The following is a 15,830-nucleotide window of genomic DNA, read 5'->3' as shown; positions in this document are numbered from 1 at the left end:
GCCCCGGACGATCCCGCTGTCGTACGCCCAACGGCGGCTGTGGTTCCTGAACCGGCTCGACGGCGGCACGGGGCAGTACAACATCCCGCTCGCCCTGCGTCTGGCGGGCGAACTGGACCCCGACGCGCTCGGAGCGGCCGTCGGGGACCTGGTGGACCGACACGAGTCCCTGCGTACCGTCTTCCCCGCCACCGACGGCGTCCCCCGTCAGCACATTCTCCCGCCCGGCAGTCGCCCGCCCGGTCCGGAACCGGTGTCCGTCTCCCCGCAGGAGCTGCCGCACGCGCTGGCCGAGGCGGCGCGGCGGAGCTTCGACCTGGCCGTCGAACCGCCGCTGCGGGCGACGTTGTGGCGGACCGCGCCGGACGAGCACGTGCTGCTGCTGGTCCTGCACCACATCGCCGGTGACGGCGCCTCGTACGCCCCGCTCGCCAGGGACCTGGGCAGCGCCTACCGGGCACGTGCAGCCGGCCGGAGCCCCGACTGGCGTCCGCTGCCCGTCCAGTACGCGGACTACACGCTCTGGCAGCAGCGGCTGCTCGGTGCGGAGGATGATCCGCACAGCCCTGTCTCACGTCAGCTCGCGTACTGGCAGACGGCGCTGGCGGGGCTGCCGCAGGAGCTGACGATGCCCGTCGACCGGCCGCGCCCCGCCGTGCCCGGCCACGAGGGCGGGCAGGTGCCGCTCCGCGTGGACGCGGACCTGCACCGCAGGCTGACGGCATTGTCCAGGCAGGAGGGCGTCACCGCCTTCATGCTCTTCCAGGCGGCCCTGGCGGCCCTGCTCACCCGGCTCGGTGCCGGCACGGACATCCCGGTCGGCAGTCCGCTCGCGGGCCGGGGCGACCAGGCGCTCGACGACATGGTGGGCTTTTTCGCCAACACGGTCGTGCTGCGCACCGACACCTCCGGGAACCCGGAGTTCGCCGAGTTGCTGCGCCGGGTCCGCGAAACCGCTCTGGCGGCCTACTCCCACCAGGACGTGCCGTTCGAGCGATTGGTCGAGGTGCTGAGTCCGGCCCGCTCGGTGTCCCGGCACCCGCTGTTCCAAGTGCTTCTGGTGCTGCAGAACACCGAACCGCCCCGCTTCCACCTGGAGGGCCTGACCGTCACTCCGGCGGAGGTCGACCCGCACACGGCCAGGTTCGACCTGGACGTCTCCCTGAGCGAGACGTTCGCGCAGGACGGCGCCCCCTCGGGCGTCCACGGCAGCATCCGGTACAACGCGGACCTGTTCGACGAGGCCACGGTCGCCGCCCTCGCCGAGCGCCTGATCGTGTTGCTGGAGGCCGTCGCGGCCGACCCGCACACCCGGGTCGGCTCCCTGGACGTGCTGCTCCCTGTCGAGCGGCGGCGACTCGACGAATGGTCCGGCGAGGCAGCCGGGGCGGTGCCCGCGAGGGCTCTGCCCGAGCTGTTCGAGGCACAGGTGGCGCGCACCGCGGACCGGACGGCACTGCGCCTCGACGGCGGCACGCTGACGTACTTGGACCTCAACCGCCGTGCCAACCGGCTGGCCCACCGGCTCATCGCGCTGGGCGCGGGCCCGGAGAGCACGGTGGGGCTGCTGTTGCCGCGCTCCGCCGAACAGGTCGTCGCCGCCCTCGCCGTGCTGAAGGCGGGTGCCGCCTTCCTTCCCATGGATCCGGACTATCCCGCCGCGCGGCTGCGGCACATGCTGGCCGACGCACGGCCCTCCGTCGTGCTCACCGGGCGGGCGTTCGCCGACCGGCTCCCGGAAGGGACGACATCCCTGGTGCTGGACGATCCCGCGGTGGCCGCGAGGACCGAGGCGGCACCCGCCACGGATCCGGTCGACGCGGACCGCGCGAGCCCGCTGCGCACCGCGCATCCGGCCTACGTGATCTACACGTCGGGTTCCACGGGCCGCCCCAACGGGGTGGTGGTGTCCCACGAGGGCATCGCCAACCTGGCAGCCCGGCAGATCGAACGGTTCCGGGTCGCCGAGGGCGACCGGGTCCTCCAGTTCGCCTCACCGAGCTTCGACGCGGCGTTCTCCGAACTGTGCATGGCGCTGCTGTCCGGGGCGGAGCTGGTGGTGGCCGGCAAGGACGACCTCGCTCCTGGCGGGCCGCTGGCCGGGCTGATCGCCCGCCAGGGCGTCACCCATGTGACGTTGCCCCCGGTGGCCCTGCCCGCCATGCCGCCGGAGCGCCTCGGGCCCGTGCGCACCCTGGTGACGGCCGGGGACGCGCTGCCCGCGGACGCGGTACGGCGCTGGGGCGCCGGGCGGCGCCTGGTCAACGCTTACGGGCCGACGGAGACGACCGTGTGCGCCACCATGAGCGGGCCGCTGTCCGGTACGGACGGACCGTCGATCGGACGACCGCCGGCCGGCGTGGGGGTCCACGTCCTCGACGACGCCCTGCGCCCCGTGCCGCCGGGGGTGGCCGGTGAGCTCTATGTGTACGGCCCGGGCCTGGCCCGCGGGTACCTGGGCCGGCCGGGCCTGACCGCGGCACGGTTCGTGGCCGACCCCTTCGGGGTGCCGGGGGCGCGCATGTACCGCACGGGTGACCTGGTCCGCCGCGACCGCGACGGCGATCTGCACTTCCTGGGCCGCGCGGACCACCAGGTCTCGGTCCGCGGTTTCCGGGTGGAGCCGGCCGAGATCGAGGAAGTGCTGCGCGCCGACCCGGCCGTGGCGCAGGCCGTGGTGATCCTCCGTCAGGGAGACACGGAGGAAGGATTGTTGACCGCGTACGTGGTGCCGTCGGAGGGCGCCTCGCCGGACCCCTCCGCGATCCGCAGGCGGGTCGGCGCGTCGCTGCCCACTCACATGGTGCCCGCCGCCGTGGTCGTCCTGGAGGAGCTGCCGGTCACGCCGAACGGCAAACTGGACCGGGCGGCCCTGCCCGCGCCGCGCTTCACCGCGATGTCCGACAGGGCGGCGCGCAGCCCTCGCGAGGCCGTCCTGCGCGAGCTGTTCGCGGAGGTGCTCGGGATCTGCGCGATAGGTCTCGACGACAGTTTCTTCGACGCCGGTGGCCACTCCATGCTGGCCGCCCGGCTGATCGACCGGATCCAGGACGCCCTGGGCCTCCGGATCGGGCTGCGCCTGCTCTTCGAGGCTCCTTCGGTCGCAGAACTGTCCCGGGCCCTGGAGGGCACGGTCGAGGACGCACGCAGTGGCGGGGAATTCGACGTGCTGCTGCCGCTGCGGTCGGGCGGTGGGGCGGCACCCGTGTTCTGTGTCCATCCGGCGGCCGGTCTCGGCTGGTCCTTCGCCGGACTCGTCCGGCATCTGGGGCCGCGGCATCCGGTGTACGCCCTGCAGTCACCCGGCGCCGCGGGCGGCCCTGGACGGATCCCGTCGACGGTGGCCGAGACGGCCGCGGTGTACACCGAGCACATCCGCAGGGTTGCCCCGCAGGGTCCGTACCACCTGCTCGGCTGGTCTGCGGGCGGACTGATCGCTCACGAGATCGCCGTACGTCTGCAGACCTCGGGTGAACGGGTGGGTGTGCTGGCGGTGTTGGACGGCTATCCGCAGACCGGTCTGCTCGCGTCCGCGGTCCCTGCGCCCGAGGACGCCGCCGAGGCGGTGCGCCGGGAGACCTCCGGGCTGCAACTCGACGACTCCGTCCGGGAGAACCTCGGCGCGGTGTACCGGGAGACCACCCGGGCCGCGCTGGACTTCACCCCCGGTGTCTTCCGCGGGGACCTGCTGCACTTCCGGGGCCGGGGCACCCTGCTCTCCCCCGCGCTCTGGCAGCCGTACGTCGACGGTCGCCTGCGCCGGACGGATGTCCCGTGCGCACATGAGGAGTTGACCCGCCCCGCCGCACTCACCGTGATCGGTCCGGTGCTCGCGGACGCGCTGCGCGAGCCCACCCACGCTGTCGAACACCCCGAGAAAGGAGCCGACGCATGACCAACCCCTTCGAGGACGATGACGCCACCTACCTCGTCCTGCGCAACGAGGAGGGCCAGCACTCGCTGTGGCCGTCCTTCGTGGAGGTGCCGCCCGGCTGGCAGACCGTCCACGGTCCGGCCGACCGCCAGTCGTGCCTGGACCACGTCGACGAGAACTGGACCGACATGAGGCCCAACAGCCTGATCGCCGCCATGGACAGGAGCGATGTGCAGTGAACACCGGACGGCCCCCCTTCCACGACCTGTCCGTCGACCATGTCAGGATCTGTGTCTGCGATCTCGACGCCGCCACGGCCGAGTTCGTCGGCGGCTACGGCCTGACCGTCACCGACGTGCTGGAGGATCCCGGCGCGCAGCGCACGGCCGTCCTCGTCCGCGGGGACATCCGGCTGTTACTGAGCCGGCCGCTGGCGGAGGACCATCCCAGCGCCGTCTACACCAGGCTGCACGGCGACGGTGTCTCCGACATCGCCCTGGGGACGGCCGACGCGGAGGGTGCCTTCGCGGAGGCCGTCCGGCGGGGCGCCCGGCCGCTCGCGGGTCCTCGCCGGCACGACGGGGTGATCACCGCGTCCGTGGGCGGCTTCGGCGACGTGGCGCACACCTTCGTCCAGCGGCCGGCACCGTCGGGCCGGCCGCACGGTGTGCCCGCGCACGGAACGGCAGCGCGCGACACGGGACTTCGGCGAATCGACCACTTCGCCGTGTGCGTGGAGGCCGGCGACCTCGCCGGCACCGTGGAGTTCTACGAGCGGGTCATGGACTTCCGCATGATCTTCGAGGAGAAGATCGTCGTCGGTGCCCAGTCGATGAACTCGCAGGTGGTGCAGAGCCTTTCGGGTCTGGTGACGCTGACCGTCATCGAGCCGGACACCAGCCGGGAACCCGGCCAGATCGACGCGTTCGTCAAGAACCACGGCGGCGCGGGTGTGCAGCACATCGCGTTCACCAGCGGCGGCATCGCGCACTCCGTCAGGGCGATGCGGGCCGGCGGCGTCGGCTTCCTGGACACTCCCGACGCGTACTACAGCAGGCTGCCCGAGCGGCTCGCCCTGTCCCGGTACTCGCCCGCCGAACTCGCGGGCCTGGACATCCTCGCCGACGAGGACCACGCCGGTCAGCTGTTCCAGATCTTCACCCGCTCCACCCACCCGCGCCGGACCCTCTTCTTCGAGGTCATCGAACGCGCCGGGGCCACCACGTTCGGCAGCGGCAACATCAAGGCGCTGTACGAGGCCGTAGAGGCGGAGGGGGTGTGACCTCCCCTGGCAGGGGCCCCGCCGTGGCTGCGTCGCCCGTGGGTGGACCGACCACCGACGCGCCTCCCGGTCTGGCCGACATCAGGAGCGCGGCTCGGGCGGTCACCGAGCCCGCGGTGTGGGACTTCGTCGAGGGTGGCAGCGGTGCCGAGACGACCCTGGCCGCCAACCGGGCCGCCCTCGACGGTTTGGCCCTCCTGCCCCGGGTGCTGACCGGCCGCACCGGCACCGACCTGTCCGGACGGCTGCTGGGCACCGACACCTCGATGCCGGTCGCGGTCGCGCCGATGGCGTACCAGTGCCTGCTGCATCCCGAGGGTGAGCTGGCGGTCGCCCGGGCGGCCGGCGCCGCCGGGGTGCCGTTCGTGCTCAGCACCCTGAGCAGTCGTCCCATCGAAGTGGTCGCCGCCACCGGGGCGGACGTCTGGTTCCAGCTGTACTGGCTGCGCGAGCGGACCCGGACGGACGAACTCGTGGCCCGCGCCGAGGACTCGGGCTGCCGGGCGCTCATGGTCACCGTGGACGTCCCGGCCATGGGGCGGCGCTGGCGGGACGTGCGCAACGGGTTCTCGCTGCCGCCCCATGTGCGGGCCGCGAACCTGGGTCCGGGACTCGACGAGCGGGCCCACCGGTCCACGCCGGGGGTGTCCGCCGTCGCAGATCACACACGGTCCCTGTTCGGCGTCCCGACCCTGCGGGACCTTGAACGGTTGCGGCGAAGCACATCGCTTCCCCTGGTGGTGAAGGGGGTCCTCGACGCGCGCGACGCCCGGCGCGCCGCGGAGTGCGGCGCCGACGCCGTGGTGGTCTCCAACCACGGCGGGCGGCAGTTCGACGGAGCTCCGCCGAGCATCGTCCAGCTCCCTGCCGTGGCCGAGGCGGTGGCCGGTCTCTGCGCGGTTCTGCTGGACAGCGGTATCCGGACCGGTACGGACGTGCTGCGGGCCCTGGCCCTCGGGGCCTCGGGCGTGCTGATCGGCCGCCCGGTGCTGTGGGGGCTCGCGGCACACGGGGAGAAGGGGGTCGGGGCGGTGCTCTCCGTCCTGCGGGACGAGCTGCGGGAAGGGCTGCTGCTGACCGGCTGCGCCGACCTCGCGGGAGCTGCGGATCTACGCGTCCGGAGGTGGGGCACCGATGTCTGACGGCCGTCTCGCAGGCCCGACCGCCGACCTGGACCTGGCCGAGCTGCACGCCTCGCTGGAGGATCCGGCGCTCGCCTCGATGACGTTCCTCAACGAGGTCACCGGGCGCCACCCGAAGGCCCTGTCCTTCGCGCCGGGCCGACCCACGGAGGAGGGTTTCGACGTCGAAGCCGTGCACCGGTATCTGCGCAGGTTCTGCGAACACCTGGCAACGGACCGCGGTCACTCGCCGGAGGAGGTACGCAGGACGCTGTGCCAGTACGGGCGGACGAGCGGCATCGTGCACGAACTCATCGCCCGCCAGCTGGAGGTGGACGACGGGCTGCGCATCGACCCGGAGTCGATCGTGGTCACCGTGGGCTGTCAGGAGGCGATGTATCTGGTTCTGCGCGCCCTGCGCCGTGACGAGCGGGATGTGGTGCTGGCAGTCTCGCCGACCTATGTCGGTCTGACGGGCGCCGCACGGCTGGTGGACATGCGGGTGCTGCCGGTGGCGAGCGGCAGCACCGGTGTCGATCTGGCCGACCTCGCCGCCCGGGTCCGCGGTGCGCGCGAGCTCGGTCTGCGCCCTCGCGCCTGCTACCTCGTGCCGGACTTCGCCAACCCGTCCGGGCTGAGCCTGGATCTCACGACCCGCCGTGCGCTGCTGGACCTGGCCGAGCGGGAGGGCGTCCTGCTGCTGGAGGACAACCCCTACGGCATGTTCCACGACGGTTCGGGCCGCCTGCCCACCCTCAAGGCACTGGACACCCGGAGGCGGGTGATCCACTTCGGGTCCTTCGCGAAGACCGTCCTTCCCGGTGCCCGGGTGGGCTATGTCGTGGCCGACCAGAGGGTCGGGCACGGGCAGGGACCGATCCAGGGGTTCGCCGAGCAACTGTCGAGGATCAAGAGCATGATCACGGTGAACACCTCCCCCATCAGCCAGGCCGTCGTCGGCGGCGCACTGCTGGAGAACGACTTCAGCCTGGAGCGGGCGACCGCGCGGTCGCGGCACGTTTATCAGCGCAATCTCGCACATGTCCTGCGCGGTCTGGAGACACGCTTCGGCCGGTGCGACTCGGTCTCCTGGAACACCCCGAGAGGCGGCTTTTTCATTGTGATCACCGTGCCGTTCACGGTGGACGACGAATTACTGGAACGCTCGGGCCGTTCCTTCGGCGTCCTGTGGACTCCGGTGTCCCATTTCTACGACGGAAACGGCGGGCGCAATCAAATCCGGCTGTCGTGCAGTTCACTCGACAGCGCACAGGTGGAGGAAGGCCTGAACAGACTGGCGAGCTTATTCGTGGACAAAGGTGTGCTCGGAGTCGACACCGGTACCAGCTCGATGCCCGGGTGTAGTAGCGTAAGCATGTAGATTACACTGAGGAGTCGACTTGTTACGTTGCGAATCCGTCAGCAAGCGCTACGGCAAAGGGCGTTGGATCCTCCGGGACGTGGATCTGGAGGTCTCGGGCGGCGACGTCCTCGCGCTCGTGGGCAGCAACGGCTCAGGCAAGTCGACCTTGTTGAGACTCCTCGTGGGTCTGTCGCAGCCCACGTCCGGACGCGTGGTGGGCCGGCCGCGGCACGTCGGTTACGTACCGGACCGCTTCACCGCCCACGAACGGATCTCCGCCCTCTCCTACCTCACCCACATGGGACGCATCCGGGGTCTGTCCGGCGCCACCGCGCGGGCCAGGGCCGCGCGGCTGCTGGACCGGCTGGCCCTGGTGGGCGGCCGGAACGCGGCACTGCGCACCCTGTCCAAGGGGAACGCCCAGAAGGTCGCCCTCGCCCAGGCACTGCTCGTCGAGCCCGCTCTGCTCGTCCTCGACGAGCCGTGGTCGGGCCTGGACGCCTCGGCGCACGGCGTGCTGGCCGAGTTCATCGCGGAGGTGTCCGCCGCCGGCGGCGCCGTGGTCTTCACCGACCACCGCGAGGCGATCACCGAGACGCACGCAACGGGTGTCCACGCCATCAGCGACGGGCAAGTGAGCCCACGCGGCGGACCCCACTCCGGCGGGCGGCTCACCGAGGTGGAACTGGTCCTGACCGTGCCGGTCACCGGCGCGGCGCCCCTCGAAGTGAACTGGTACGCGCTGCCCGGCGTCTCCGGCGCCGCGCGCCACGACGACGCGATCGTTTTGCGCGTCGCGCGTGAGCACTCGGACACCGCGCTCCTGACGGCGCTGCAACATCACTGGTCGGTGGAGAGCCTCACGAGGCCCCGGGCCGGCCACGCCCCTCACTCGGGCGCGAGGAGGGCCGCCCTGTGATCGCCCTGGTGCGCTATCTGTTCACCGTGATGCTGCTCTCGCAGCGCTATCTCGCGCCGCTGCTGCTGTTCATCGGCCTCCTCGCGGTTCTGACCAGCAGTGACTCGGGCCCCCTCGCGGCCACCTACGGCTCGGCGGCCGGAGGCATGCTGGTCTGCTCCGTGTGGCTCACCATGGGGCTCATCGGGCTGGAGGACCAGACGCACCGCTCGGTCGTCGCCGTCACCGCGGGCAGCCATCTGCGGGTGCTGCTCGGTTCGATGGGCACGGCCGTCCTGTGGTGCCTGCCGTTGACGGCGGCCGGGCTCGTCCTGCCGCTGCTGTTCGGCTCGCACACCTTCACCTTCGCCGACGCGGTGCTGGGCACCGCGGCCCAGCTCACCTGCGCCTTCACAGGTGTCGCGATCGGTCTCCTGTGTTCCCGGCTGGTCTTCCGCCGACAGGGCTACGCACTGCTCCTGGCCCTGGTCCTGCTGCTGGCGGCGCTGCTGGCCAAGGGGGTCTCCCCGGTCAACGTGCTGCTCGGTGACCTCCAGAACGCCTCCGACTCGGCGGATGTCCTCGGATCCACCGCGCTCCTGCTCACCGTCTCGGCGGGCATCCTGGCGGCCGCGGTGGCGGCCACCCACGCGATCAGCATCAGGAGGAGTTGACGCGTCGCGAGATCCGCCGGCAGCCGCGCAGCAGGCATCCGGTTCACTTCGCACCGTCCGCGCCACTCTCACCGGGGATGTCCCGGACCGAGCGAAGGGGGGAGCAGGCGAGGACGGCGACCGCTCCCAGGGCCGTGACCCCGGCCAGCGCCAGTGCCGCCCCGGTACCCGCGGCGGCCCCCATCGCTCCACCGAGCAGGTCGGCGAGCGCCCCGCCCACAAGGGCGCCGAGCGGAATCGCACAGAAGTTGACGGTCCGGGAGGTGGCGTGCACCCGGCCCAGCAGGTCGGGCCGGGTGACCGACTGCCGCAGGGTGGTGACCGTCGCGTTCCAGACGGGAACCCACACGGAGGCCGCCGCGCCCACCACCACCAGGGTCGGCAGCGCGGGGAGCCACAGGGCCAGCGGAGCGGCGATCCACAGCGCTCCGGAGGCACTGGCGGCGATGAGCGTCCTGCCCAGGCCGAACCGGGACAGCATCCGGTCGGCCGTCCACGCACCACCGACCCCGCCGAGCCCGACCAGGGTGAACAGGACACCGACGGTCCCCGGATCGAAGTGCAGGGTGCGATAGGCGAAGAGCAGGGACACCGTGGACGCCGCGGTGTTGGCCAGGTTGCGGATGACGGCGGCCACGGTGGCCGGCCGCAGCAGTGGGTGCCGCCACAGGGCCAGCACGCCCGCTCTCATCTCGGCGAACAGTGAAGCCCCCGGTCGCCTGGGGGGCGCCGGGGGCTCCGGGGTACGCAGTCGCAGAAGGGTCATCACCGGTATGAGGAACGAACCGGCGATCACGGCGAGCGCGCTGGTGCCGGACAGTGCCTGGCTCAGCAAGCCCCCCAGAGCGGGGCTCCCCAGCAGGGCCAGCGACGTGGACACCTCCAGCCGCGCGTTGGCCCTCGCGAGCATCGCCCGGGGCAGAAGGGTCGGCAGGTGCGACTGGTTCGCGACGTCGTACAGCACTCCGAAGGCGCCCGCGGCGAGGGCGGCCAGGCACAGATCGGCCATGCCCATGGTGCCGACAGCGGCGGCGAACGGGATCCAGGCGAGTGCCAGCATGGTGCCGACGGTCGCCAGCAGCATGGCCGGCCGCCGCCGCCGACGGTCCATCAGGACACCGGCGAACAAGCCCAGTACGGGGTAGGCGGCGGTGCCGACGGCGTTCAGCGCACCCACCCACAGGCCCGAGGCGTGAAACGTGACGATCGCGATGGTGGGAAACAGGAAGATGGCCATTTGATGACCCAGCACGCTGACGCTCTGCCCCAGCCAATACCACCGGAAGTCCTGGCGGGCCAGAGCGCTTTCCGGTGCGACATCCTCCGGAACCGTCTTTCGCGCGGTCCTCTGTTCAGCCTTCCGTGCTGCTTTCTGATCGACTCGCCACCAGACCATGTCCCTCCCCTGCCGGAATTGAAACACGAGGGGGCAACGGACCGCCACAGCAGCCGAGTTGTGAATACGGAGGGTTTTCCGAACACCGCGGAAATCTTCCGCGCACCGGAAGATATCCGGATCTTCGCGAAGTCAGGCCCGACCGCGCGTCATCTCCTGGGCCGGGTTCACGTCCGCGTACAGCACATGGTGGTCCGAGACCTCGTTCGGATGCACCCGGTGCCTGACGGCGACGTAGTCCCGCAGGAAGACGTAGTCGAACTTGCTCTGCCAGTCGGTCGTCGGCTCGCAGGTGCCGCCGGTTCCCGGACGGCACTGCGGGTCGGCGTCGACGGCCAGTTTCCACATCGGGGTGAGTTCGTAGGCGTCCGGCACCGCGTTGAAGTCGCCGATGACGATCGCGCGGTCGTACCGGGCGACCTCCTTGGCCAGGACGCCGACCTGGCCGGCCCGGACCGCCTCCTGACGCCGTTCGGCGAGGTGGGTGTTGAAGAGGCGGACCTGGCGGCCGGCCACCTCGGTGGTGACCTCCATGTATCCGCGGTCCTCGGAGCCTCCGTCGGGGTACTCCTCGGTGACGACATCGGTCATCGGGGCCGCGGAGAGGATGGCCTCGCCGTAGCCCCCCGGGTTCCAGGGCGCTCCCCCGCAGCGGCCCCAGCTCTGGAGAACCGCCCCGTACTCGACGTGGTAGACGAGCCCGTGGAGGTTCTCCAGGTAGTCCCGGATCTTCTCGACGTCGCCCACGCACGCTTCCTGAAGACCGATGACCTGCGGGGCGAACCGGGCGATCTCCGCCGCCCGGTCGTCGTTGTCCGTCTCGCAGGGGTTGCAGAGGTTCCAGGTCATGACCCGGTTCGGTACGACGTCCCGGGCGGGGTCGGCGGGCAGTGACCGGGCGTCGAGGGCTCCGCTCGGGGCGCTGGGGCCGGAGAGCACCATCCAGGCCACGATCATGGCACCGACGATCAACCACGTGCCCTTTCCGAGCACCATCGCCTCCTCAGCGTGGACGGACACCGGTCTGCCGACGTCTGCCTCACGAGGTTATGACACCGGGGCCGGCCCCGGGAACGGGCTCCCGCGGGCCGGCCGTCACGTCACTCCTCGTCGCGCAGCCGGGCCGCCAGCGCGGTCAGCGACCCGGTCTCCTCGGTGTGGCCCAGGGCGGTGAGGCGGGCAACCGCCGCGTCGAGGCGGGTCAGGGCGGGTGCGGGGCGTTCCAGGTAGAGGCCCTCCACGGCACCCGCGAGGCGGACGCACTCGGCCCACTCGCCGGCCCGCTCGTCCTCCGGGCCGAGCTCGCCCAGCAGGGCCAGGGCCTCCTCCAGGGCGGCCAGCGCGTCCTCGTACGCACCGGCGTAGGCGTTGACCCGCCCGTGTTCGTAGGCCAGGGCGCTGTCCAGGGAGCGGCCGCGGGGCTCGTACCCGGCGGCGCGGGCCTCGTCGGCGATCCGGGCGGCGTCGGCGAGGAACGCGCGGGCCTCGGTCAGGCCCTCGGCGCCCTGCTGCTGGGCCTGGAGACGGGCGAGTTCGCGCAGGCAGTTGCTGAGCAGTTCGTAGCGCGGGTCCCGGGCATGGGCGGCGATCGCCTGGTCGGCGGCCTCGCGGGCGGGACCGAACTCGCCGGACTCGCCGAGGAGTACGGCGGTCTCGGCGGCGATCATGGCGTGGCTGCCGGGGTCGTCGTCCCAGCCGGCGGACTCGGCGGCGAGCGCGGCGAACTCGGCCGTGGCGGCCTTGAGGTCGTCCCCCGCGCGCAGTGCGCGGGCGCGGGTCAGGCGCAGTTGGGCGGCGAGCCGGTCGTCCAGCTCCCCGGAGACGACGTCGGGTTCGGCCAGCAGGGAGTCCAGCAGCGCGATGCAGTCCTCGACGCGGCCCAGGTCGAGGCTGAGCTGGGCCGCGCTGCTGTAGGTGCAGAACGCGTCGATGCGGCTGCCGCGGCGCAGGTTCGTCTCGGCCGAGCGGGTCAGGTGCCGCAGGGCCTCGTCGGGACGGCCCAGGTGCATGCAGGCCTCGCCGAGGTCGCCGTGGAGGCGGGCGGCGTCGACTGTGTCGGCGGGCCATTCGGCGGCCTGGCGCAGGGCTTCGGTGAGGTCCGTGTGCGCGGCCTGCGGGTCCTGGAGAACCAGTTGGAGCCGGCCGCGCAGTCCGAGGGTGCGGGGCAGGTGCCAGGCGGGGCCGTGCGCCTTGAGCCGGTCGAGGAGGGCGTCGATCTCGGCGACCGCGGCGGGCAGGTCGCCGGAGATCGCGTGCGTGCTGGCCCGCAGCAGCAGGGCGCCGGAGATCTGCCCGTCGAGGTCGTGCCGGGTGGCGAAGTCGTGCAGCAGGTCCGCCTCGGCGAAAACCGGCGCGACGTGTTCCTTGCTTCCGGTGGTCTGCAGGCGCAGACCGAGCGCGGTCGCCCGCAGCCTGAGCAGACGGCCCTCCTGGTAGGGGGCGAGGCCGGCCGTCTCCTCGTGCAGGCGGACCACGGATTCGTGGACGGCGGTCAGTGCGGCCGCCTTCGCCTCGGGTTCGTCCGCGTCCCCCTCCGCGCCGGGGACCTGGGCGGCGGCGAGCAGGGCGCAGGCGCGGGCGACCGCCGCGTGGCCGGGCTCCGCGGCGTCGTCGTAGAGGGCCGCGGCCTCCTCGTGGAGGGCTGCGGCCTCGGCGAACCTGTCGTCGTTGCCCGCCCGGCCCGCCTCGTCGGCCAGCAGGTCCGCGCGCAGCCGGACCAGCGGGCCCACGGCGGGGTCGTCGGGGTGGGTGTAGTCGCGGGCGGCGGCGAGCGTGCGCAGCCGGGCGAAGCAGGTGTGGGCGTCCGGGTGCCCCACCTCCTCCAACTCCCTTGCCCGAACGATGAGTTCGGGCAGCGCCTCCGGGACGGCGGTCGCCGTGCGGGAGACCGGCGCGGCGGCCGGGGCGGCCGGGGCGACGTCGTCGAGGCTGCGGGTGCGCAGGGTCAGTTCCAGCGCGTCGAGGAGGGGTGCGCGCTCCAGGCGGGTCCTGCGGCGGTCGGTGTGGGTGGAGGTTCCGTTGCGGGCGTCGAAGCGGGCGGCGAGGTCGTCCGCGCGGCCCCGCACCTCGGCGTGCAGCCCGGCCACCGTCCAGGTGCGGCCGGGGTATCCGGCGGCGGGCAGTTCGCCGTGGCCGAGGTGCTCGACGCGGCGCAGCAGGACCTCGACGCCGGTGAGGAAGTCGAGCTGCTCCAGGGGTGAGTCGACCTCCTCGAACAGGTTCCGGTTCTCGGCGAGCAGTTCCAGGCCGCGGGCCTCGTTGCCGGTCAGCGCGCAGAACTCCAGGTGCCGGCCGACCTCGCCGGACATCGAGGGGTTGCGGCGGCAGCCGCGGTAGCCGGCGAGGTGCAGTTCGCGGGCCCGGTCGGCGGCACCGGTACGCAGCAGGGGCAGCAGCGCGTAGGAGAGGGAGCGGGCCGGCTCCTCCTGGCAGGACTCCTTGCCGTTCAGGACGGGCTCCCAGGTCTCCAGGGCCCGCGCGTCGTCGCCCGCCGCGAGGTGGAACAGGGCGCGCTCGCAGATCTCGCAGGCCTCGCAGTCGCTGAGCCGGGTGCGGGCGCGGCCCGCCCACAGCTCGTAGGCGAGGGCGGTGTCCTCGCCCACGTGGGCGGCGAGCTGGTACGCCTGTCCGTAGTAGGGCTGGAGGCCGAGGCCGGCCTTCTCGTAGCGGTCGCGCATCTCCGTCAGCCACTGGCGCAGGCTGGCCAGCGGGATCTCGGGCAGCTGCCGCAGGGCGTGGCCCACCCACTTGAAGCGCCAGAACACCATGTGGCGCAGGCGCTCGTCGAAGACGTCGGGCTGCTCGTCGAAGAGGGTCAGCAGCCGGGCGAAGACGACGGGCGACTTACGGGGTTCGGAGCCGTAGGTGTAGGCCTCCTGGAGTTCGAGGAGGGCGTGGACGAGCGGGACGGGCTCCTCGAACTGCTCGGCGGCGTCGACCAGTTCCTCGGCGGTGACGGTGCGGTTGCGGCCGTAGGGGCGTTCGTCGTTCTCCTGGAGCGCCTGGTACAGCTCGTCGGTGGTCTGGATCACGGTGGGCATCGTCAGCTGTCCTTGCGGAGGGCGTGGGCGAGGAGGTCGAGGAAGGAGCGGTTGATGAGGCTCGACTCGGCGGGCCTGAGCGGGCGTCGGGACAGCATCGCGGCCTGTCCGTAGAGGGCTTCGGCACTGGTGCGGGCCAGCTCCGGCTCGTCGATGGTGACCGCGGTGCGGACGAGCGGGTTGAGCTGGTTGAGGATCAGCTGGGCCTTCGGCGCCTCCTGGCGCAGGGCGCCGAGGATGTCGCCCCACACGCCGCCCTGCTGCTCGCGGGCGAGCTGGGAGCGGGTGCGTTCGTGCCGGGCCTCGCGGCTGTCGAGGAGGAGGGCGGGGGCTGAGGCGGGCTGGAAGGTGCGCAGCGCGACATCGCAGTCGAAGACGGCGAGGGCGTCGCGGGCCCGGGCGAGGTAGGCCGCGGCGGCCAGTTCGGTCTCACGGTCGACGGGGTCGAGGTGCGCGGTGAGGGTGGCCGGGTCGAGGTCGGCGACGCTGACCTCGGGCCTGACCTCGGGGAGCCGGTGGACCAGGGCGCGGTCGTAGGTGTAGCCGCCGTTGACGACACCGAGGCCGGCAGCCGAGGCGATCGCCGCGACCTGGCGGAACTCCTCCACGCTCGACGTGACGAGCACGGTGCGGTGGGTGCGCGCGAACTCGTCGAGGGTGGCGTGTCCGTCGGTGGTCTCGAACGGCAGCCAGGGCAGCAGCATCCGCATGATCTCGTCGTCGTGCACCGCGAGTGCCTTCACGGCCAGGTGGTGCACCTGGAGGAAGCGGCCGAGCAGTTCGGGGTCGCTGGCGGCGGCCCTGGCGATCCACGCGCGCAGGTGCTCGGCGAGGGCGTCGCGTACGGCGGCGAGGGTGTCGTCCTCGTACAGGGACTCGCGGGAGGCCGTCGGGCGCAGGCTCTCGGCGTCGACGACACAGCGGACGAAGAACGCCCAGTCGGGCAGGATCTCCTCGGCCTGCTCGGACAGCAGCATGCCCTTGACGTGCACGCGGTGGCCGTGGCGGCGTCCGGCCGGGACGGCTTCGGGCAGGACGCAGGCGATGCCCTTCAGGCCGACGGCGGGCAGGTCGAGTTCGATGGTGTCGAGCGGTGTGAACCCGAAGACCTCCTCGCCGTAGGCGGCCAGGGCGCGGGAGCGGGCTCCGGGGGTGGGGTGGGTGAGCGCCCAGGGTGCGGGC

11 protein-coding genes are annotated in these 15,830 nt (G+C 72.4%); 7 read left to right on the top strand and 4 right to left on the bottom strand.

Annotation, left to right across the window (positions count from 1 at the left end; genetic code table 11):
• The 7 genes from EHS43_RS18965 to EHS43_RS18935 form a co-directional block, all read left to right on the top strand.
• Positions 1 to 3,895 (top strand): non-ribosomal peptide synthetase (locus EHS43_RS18965; RefSeq protein WP_125191958.1); only part of this gene is annotated, 3,895 nt, incomplete at its 5' end.
• Positions 3,892 to 4,113, top strand: a complete 222-nt coding sequence (locus EHS43_RS18960; protein WP_125191957.1) for an MbtH family protein — start codon at positions 3,892 to 3,894, stop codon at positions 4,111 to 4,113. The genes EHS43_RS18965 and EHS43_RS18960, both read left to right, overlap by 4 nt.
• Complete coding sequence (gene hppD / locus EHS43_RS18955) at positions 4,110 to 5,156, top strand: 4-hydroxyphenylpyruvate dioxygenase (RefSeq protein WP_125191956.1); 1,047 nt, start codon at positions 4,110 to 4,112, stop codon at positions 5,154 to 5,156. Before EHS43_RS18960 ends, hppD begins: the two co-directional genes overlap by 4 nt.
• Before the next feature lie 23 nt (positions 5,157 to 5,179).
• Positions 5,180 to 6,298: an alpha-hydroxy acid oxidase gene (locus EHS43_RS18950; RefSeq protein WP_260470602.1), complete on the top strand. Its 1,119-nt coding sequence runs from the start codon at positions 5,180 to 5,182 to the stop codon at positions 6,296 to 6,298.
• Entirely contained in the window at positions 6,291 to 7,658 is a 1,368-nt protein-coding gene (locus tag EHS43_RS18945) for a PLP-dependent aminotransferase family protein (protein WP_125191955.1), read from the top strand. The genes EHS43_RS18950 and EHS43_RS18945 overlap by 8 nt, the downstream gene beginning before the upstream one ends.
• Positions 7,659 to 7,737: 79 nt before the next feature.
• Positions 7,738 to 8,559, top strand: a complete 822-nt coding sequence (locus tag EHS43_RS18940) for an ATP-binding cassette domain-containing protein (protein WP_125191954.1) — start codon at positions 7,738 to 7,740, stop codon at positions 8,557 to 8,559.
• Positions 8,556 to 9,212: a hypothetical protein gene (locus EHS43_RS18935; RefSeq protein ID WP_125191953.1), complete on the top strand. Its 657-nt coding sequence runs from the start codon at positions 8,556 to 8,558 to the stop codon at positions 9,210 to 9,212. Before EHS43_RS18940 ends, EHS43_RS18935 begins: the two co-directional genes overlap by 4 nt.
• Before the next feature lie 43 nt (positions 9,213 to 9,255).
• Here the strand turns inward: EHS43_RS18935 and EHS43_RS18930 are convergent, their stop codons facing one another.
• From EHS43_RS18930 to EHS43_RS18915, 4 genes are all read right to left on the bottom strand, one after another.
• Positions 9,256 to 10,608 (bottom strand): MFS transporter, encoded by a 1,353-nt coding sequence (locus EHS43_RS18930; RefSeq protein ID WP_125191952.1) that lies wholly within the window; start codon positions 10,606 to 10,608, stop codon positions 9,256 to 9,258.
• A 132-nt stretch (positions 10,609 to 10,740) separates the two neighbouring features.
• Positions 10,741 to 11,604, bottom strand: coding sequence for an endonuclease/exonuclease/phosphatase family protein (locus tag EHS43_RS18925; RefSeq protein WP_125191951.1), 864 nt, complete (start codon positions 11,602 to 11,604; stop codon positions 10,741 to 10,743).
• Between the two features lie 104 nt (positions 11,605 to 11,708).
• The gene (locus EHS43_RS18920; RefSeq protein WP_125191950.1) at positions 11,709 to 14,648 is read right to left on the bottom strand and encodes a hypothetical protein; all 2,940 of its coding nucleotides are present in this window, start codon (positions 14,646 to 14,648) and stop codon (positions 11,709 to 11,711) included.
• A gap of 2 nt (positions 14,649 to 14,650) precedes the next feature.
• A partial coding sequence (locus EHS43_RS18915; protein ID WP_125191949.1) for an HSP90 family protein occupies positions 14,651 to 15,830 on the bottom strand: 1,180 nt, incomplete at its 5' end.

This window comes from Streptomyces sp. RP5T, from assembly GCF_003933965.1.
Taxonomy (GTDB): domain Bacteria; phylum Actinomycetota; class Actinomycetes; order Streptomycetales; family Streptomycetaceae; genus Streptomyces.
Note: the sequence above shows the minus strand (reverse complement) of the source record. Positions and strands in the feature narration are given on the sequence as shown.

Coding starts and splice junctions, on each gene's coding strand:
- EHS43_RS18960 (WP_125191957.1), top strand. CDS start 3,892: ATGACCAACCCCTTCGAGGACGATGACGCCACCTACCTCGTCCTGCGC.
- EHS43_RS18945 (WP_125191955.1), top strand. CDS start 6,291: ATGTCTGACGGCCGTCTCGCAGGCCCGACCGCCGACCTGGACCTGGCC.
- EHS43_RS18930 (WP_125191952.1), bottom strand. CDS start 10,608: ATGGTCTGGTGGCGAGTCGATCAGAAAGCAGCACGGAAGGCTGAACAG.
- EHS43_RS18925 (WP_125191951.1), bottom strand. CDS start 11,604: ATGGTGCTCGGAAAGGGCACGTGGTTGATCGTCGGTGCCATGATCGTG.
- EHS43_RS18920 (WP_125191950.1), bottom strand. CDS start 14,648: ATGCCCACCGTGATCCAGACCACCGACGAGCTGTACCAGGCGCTCCAG.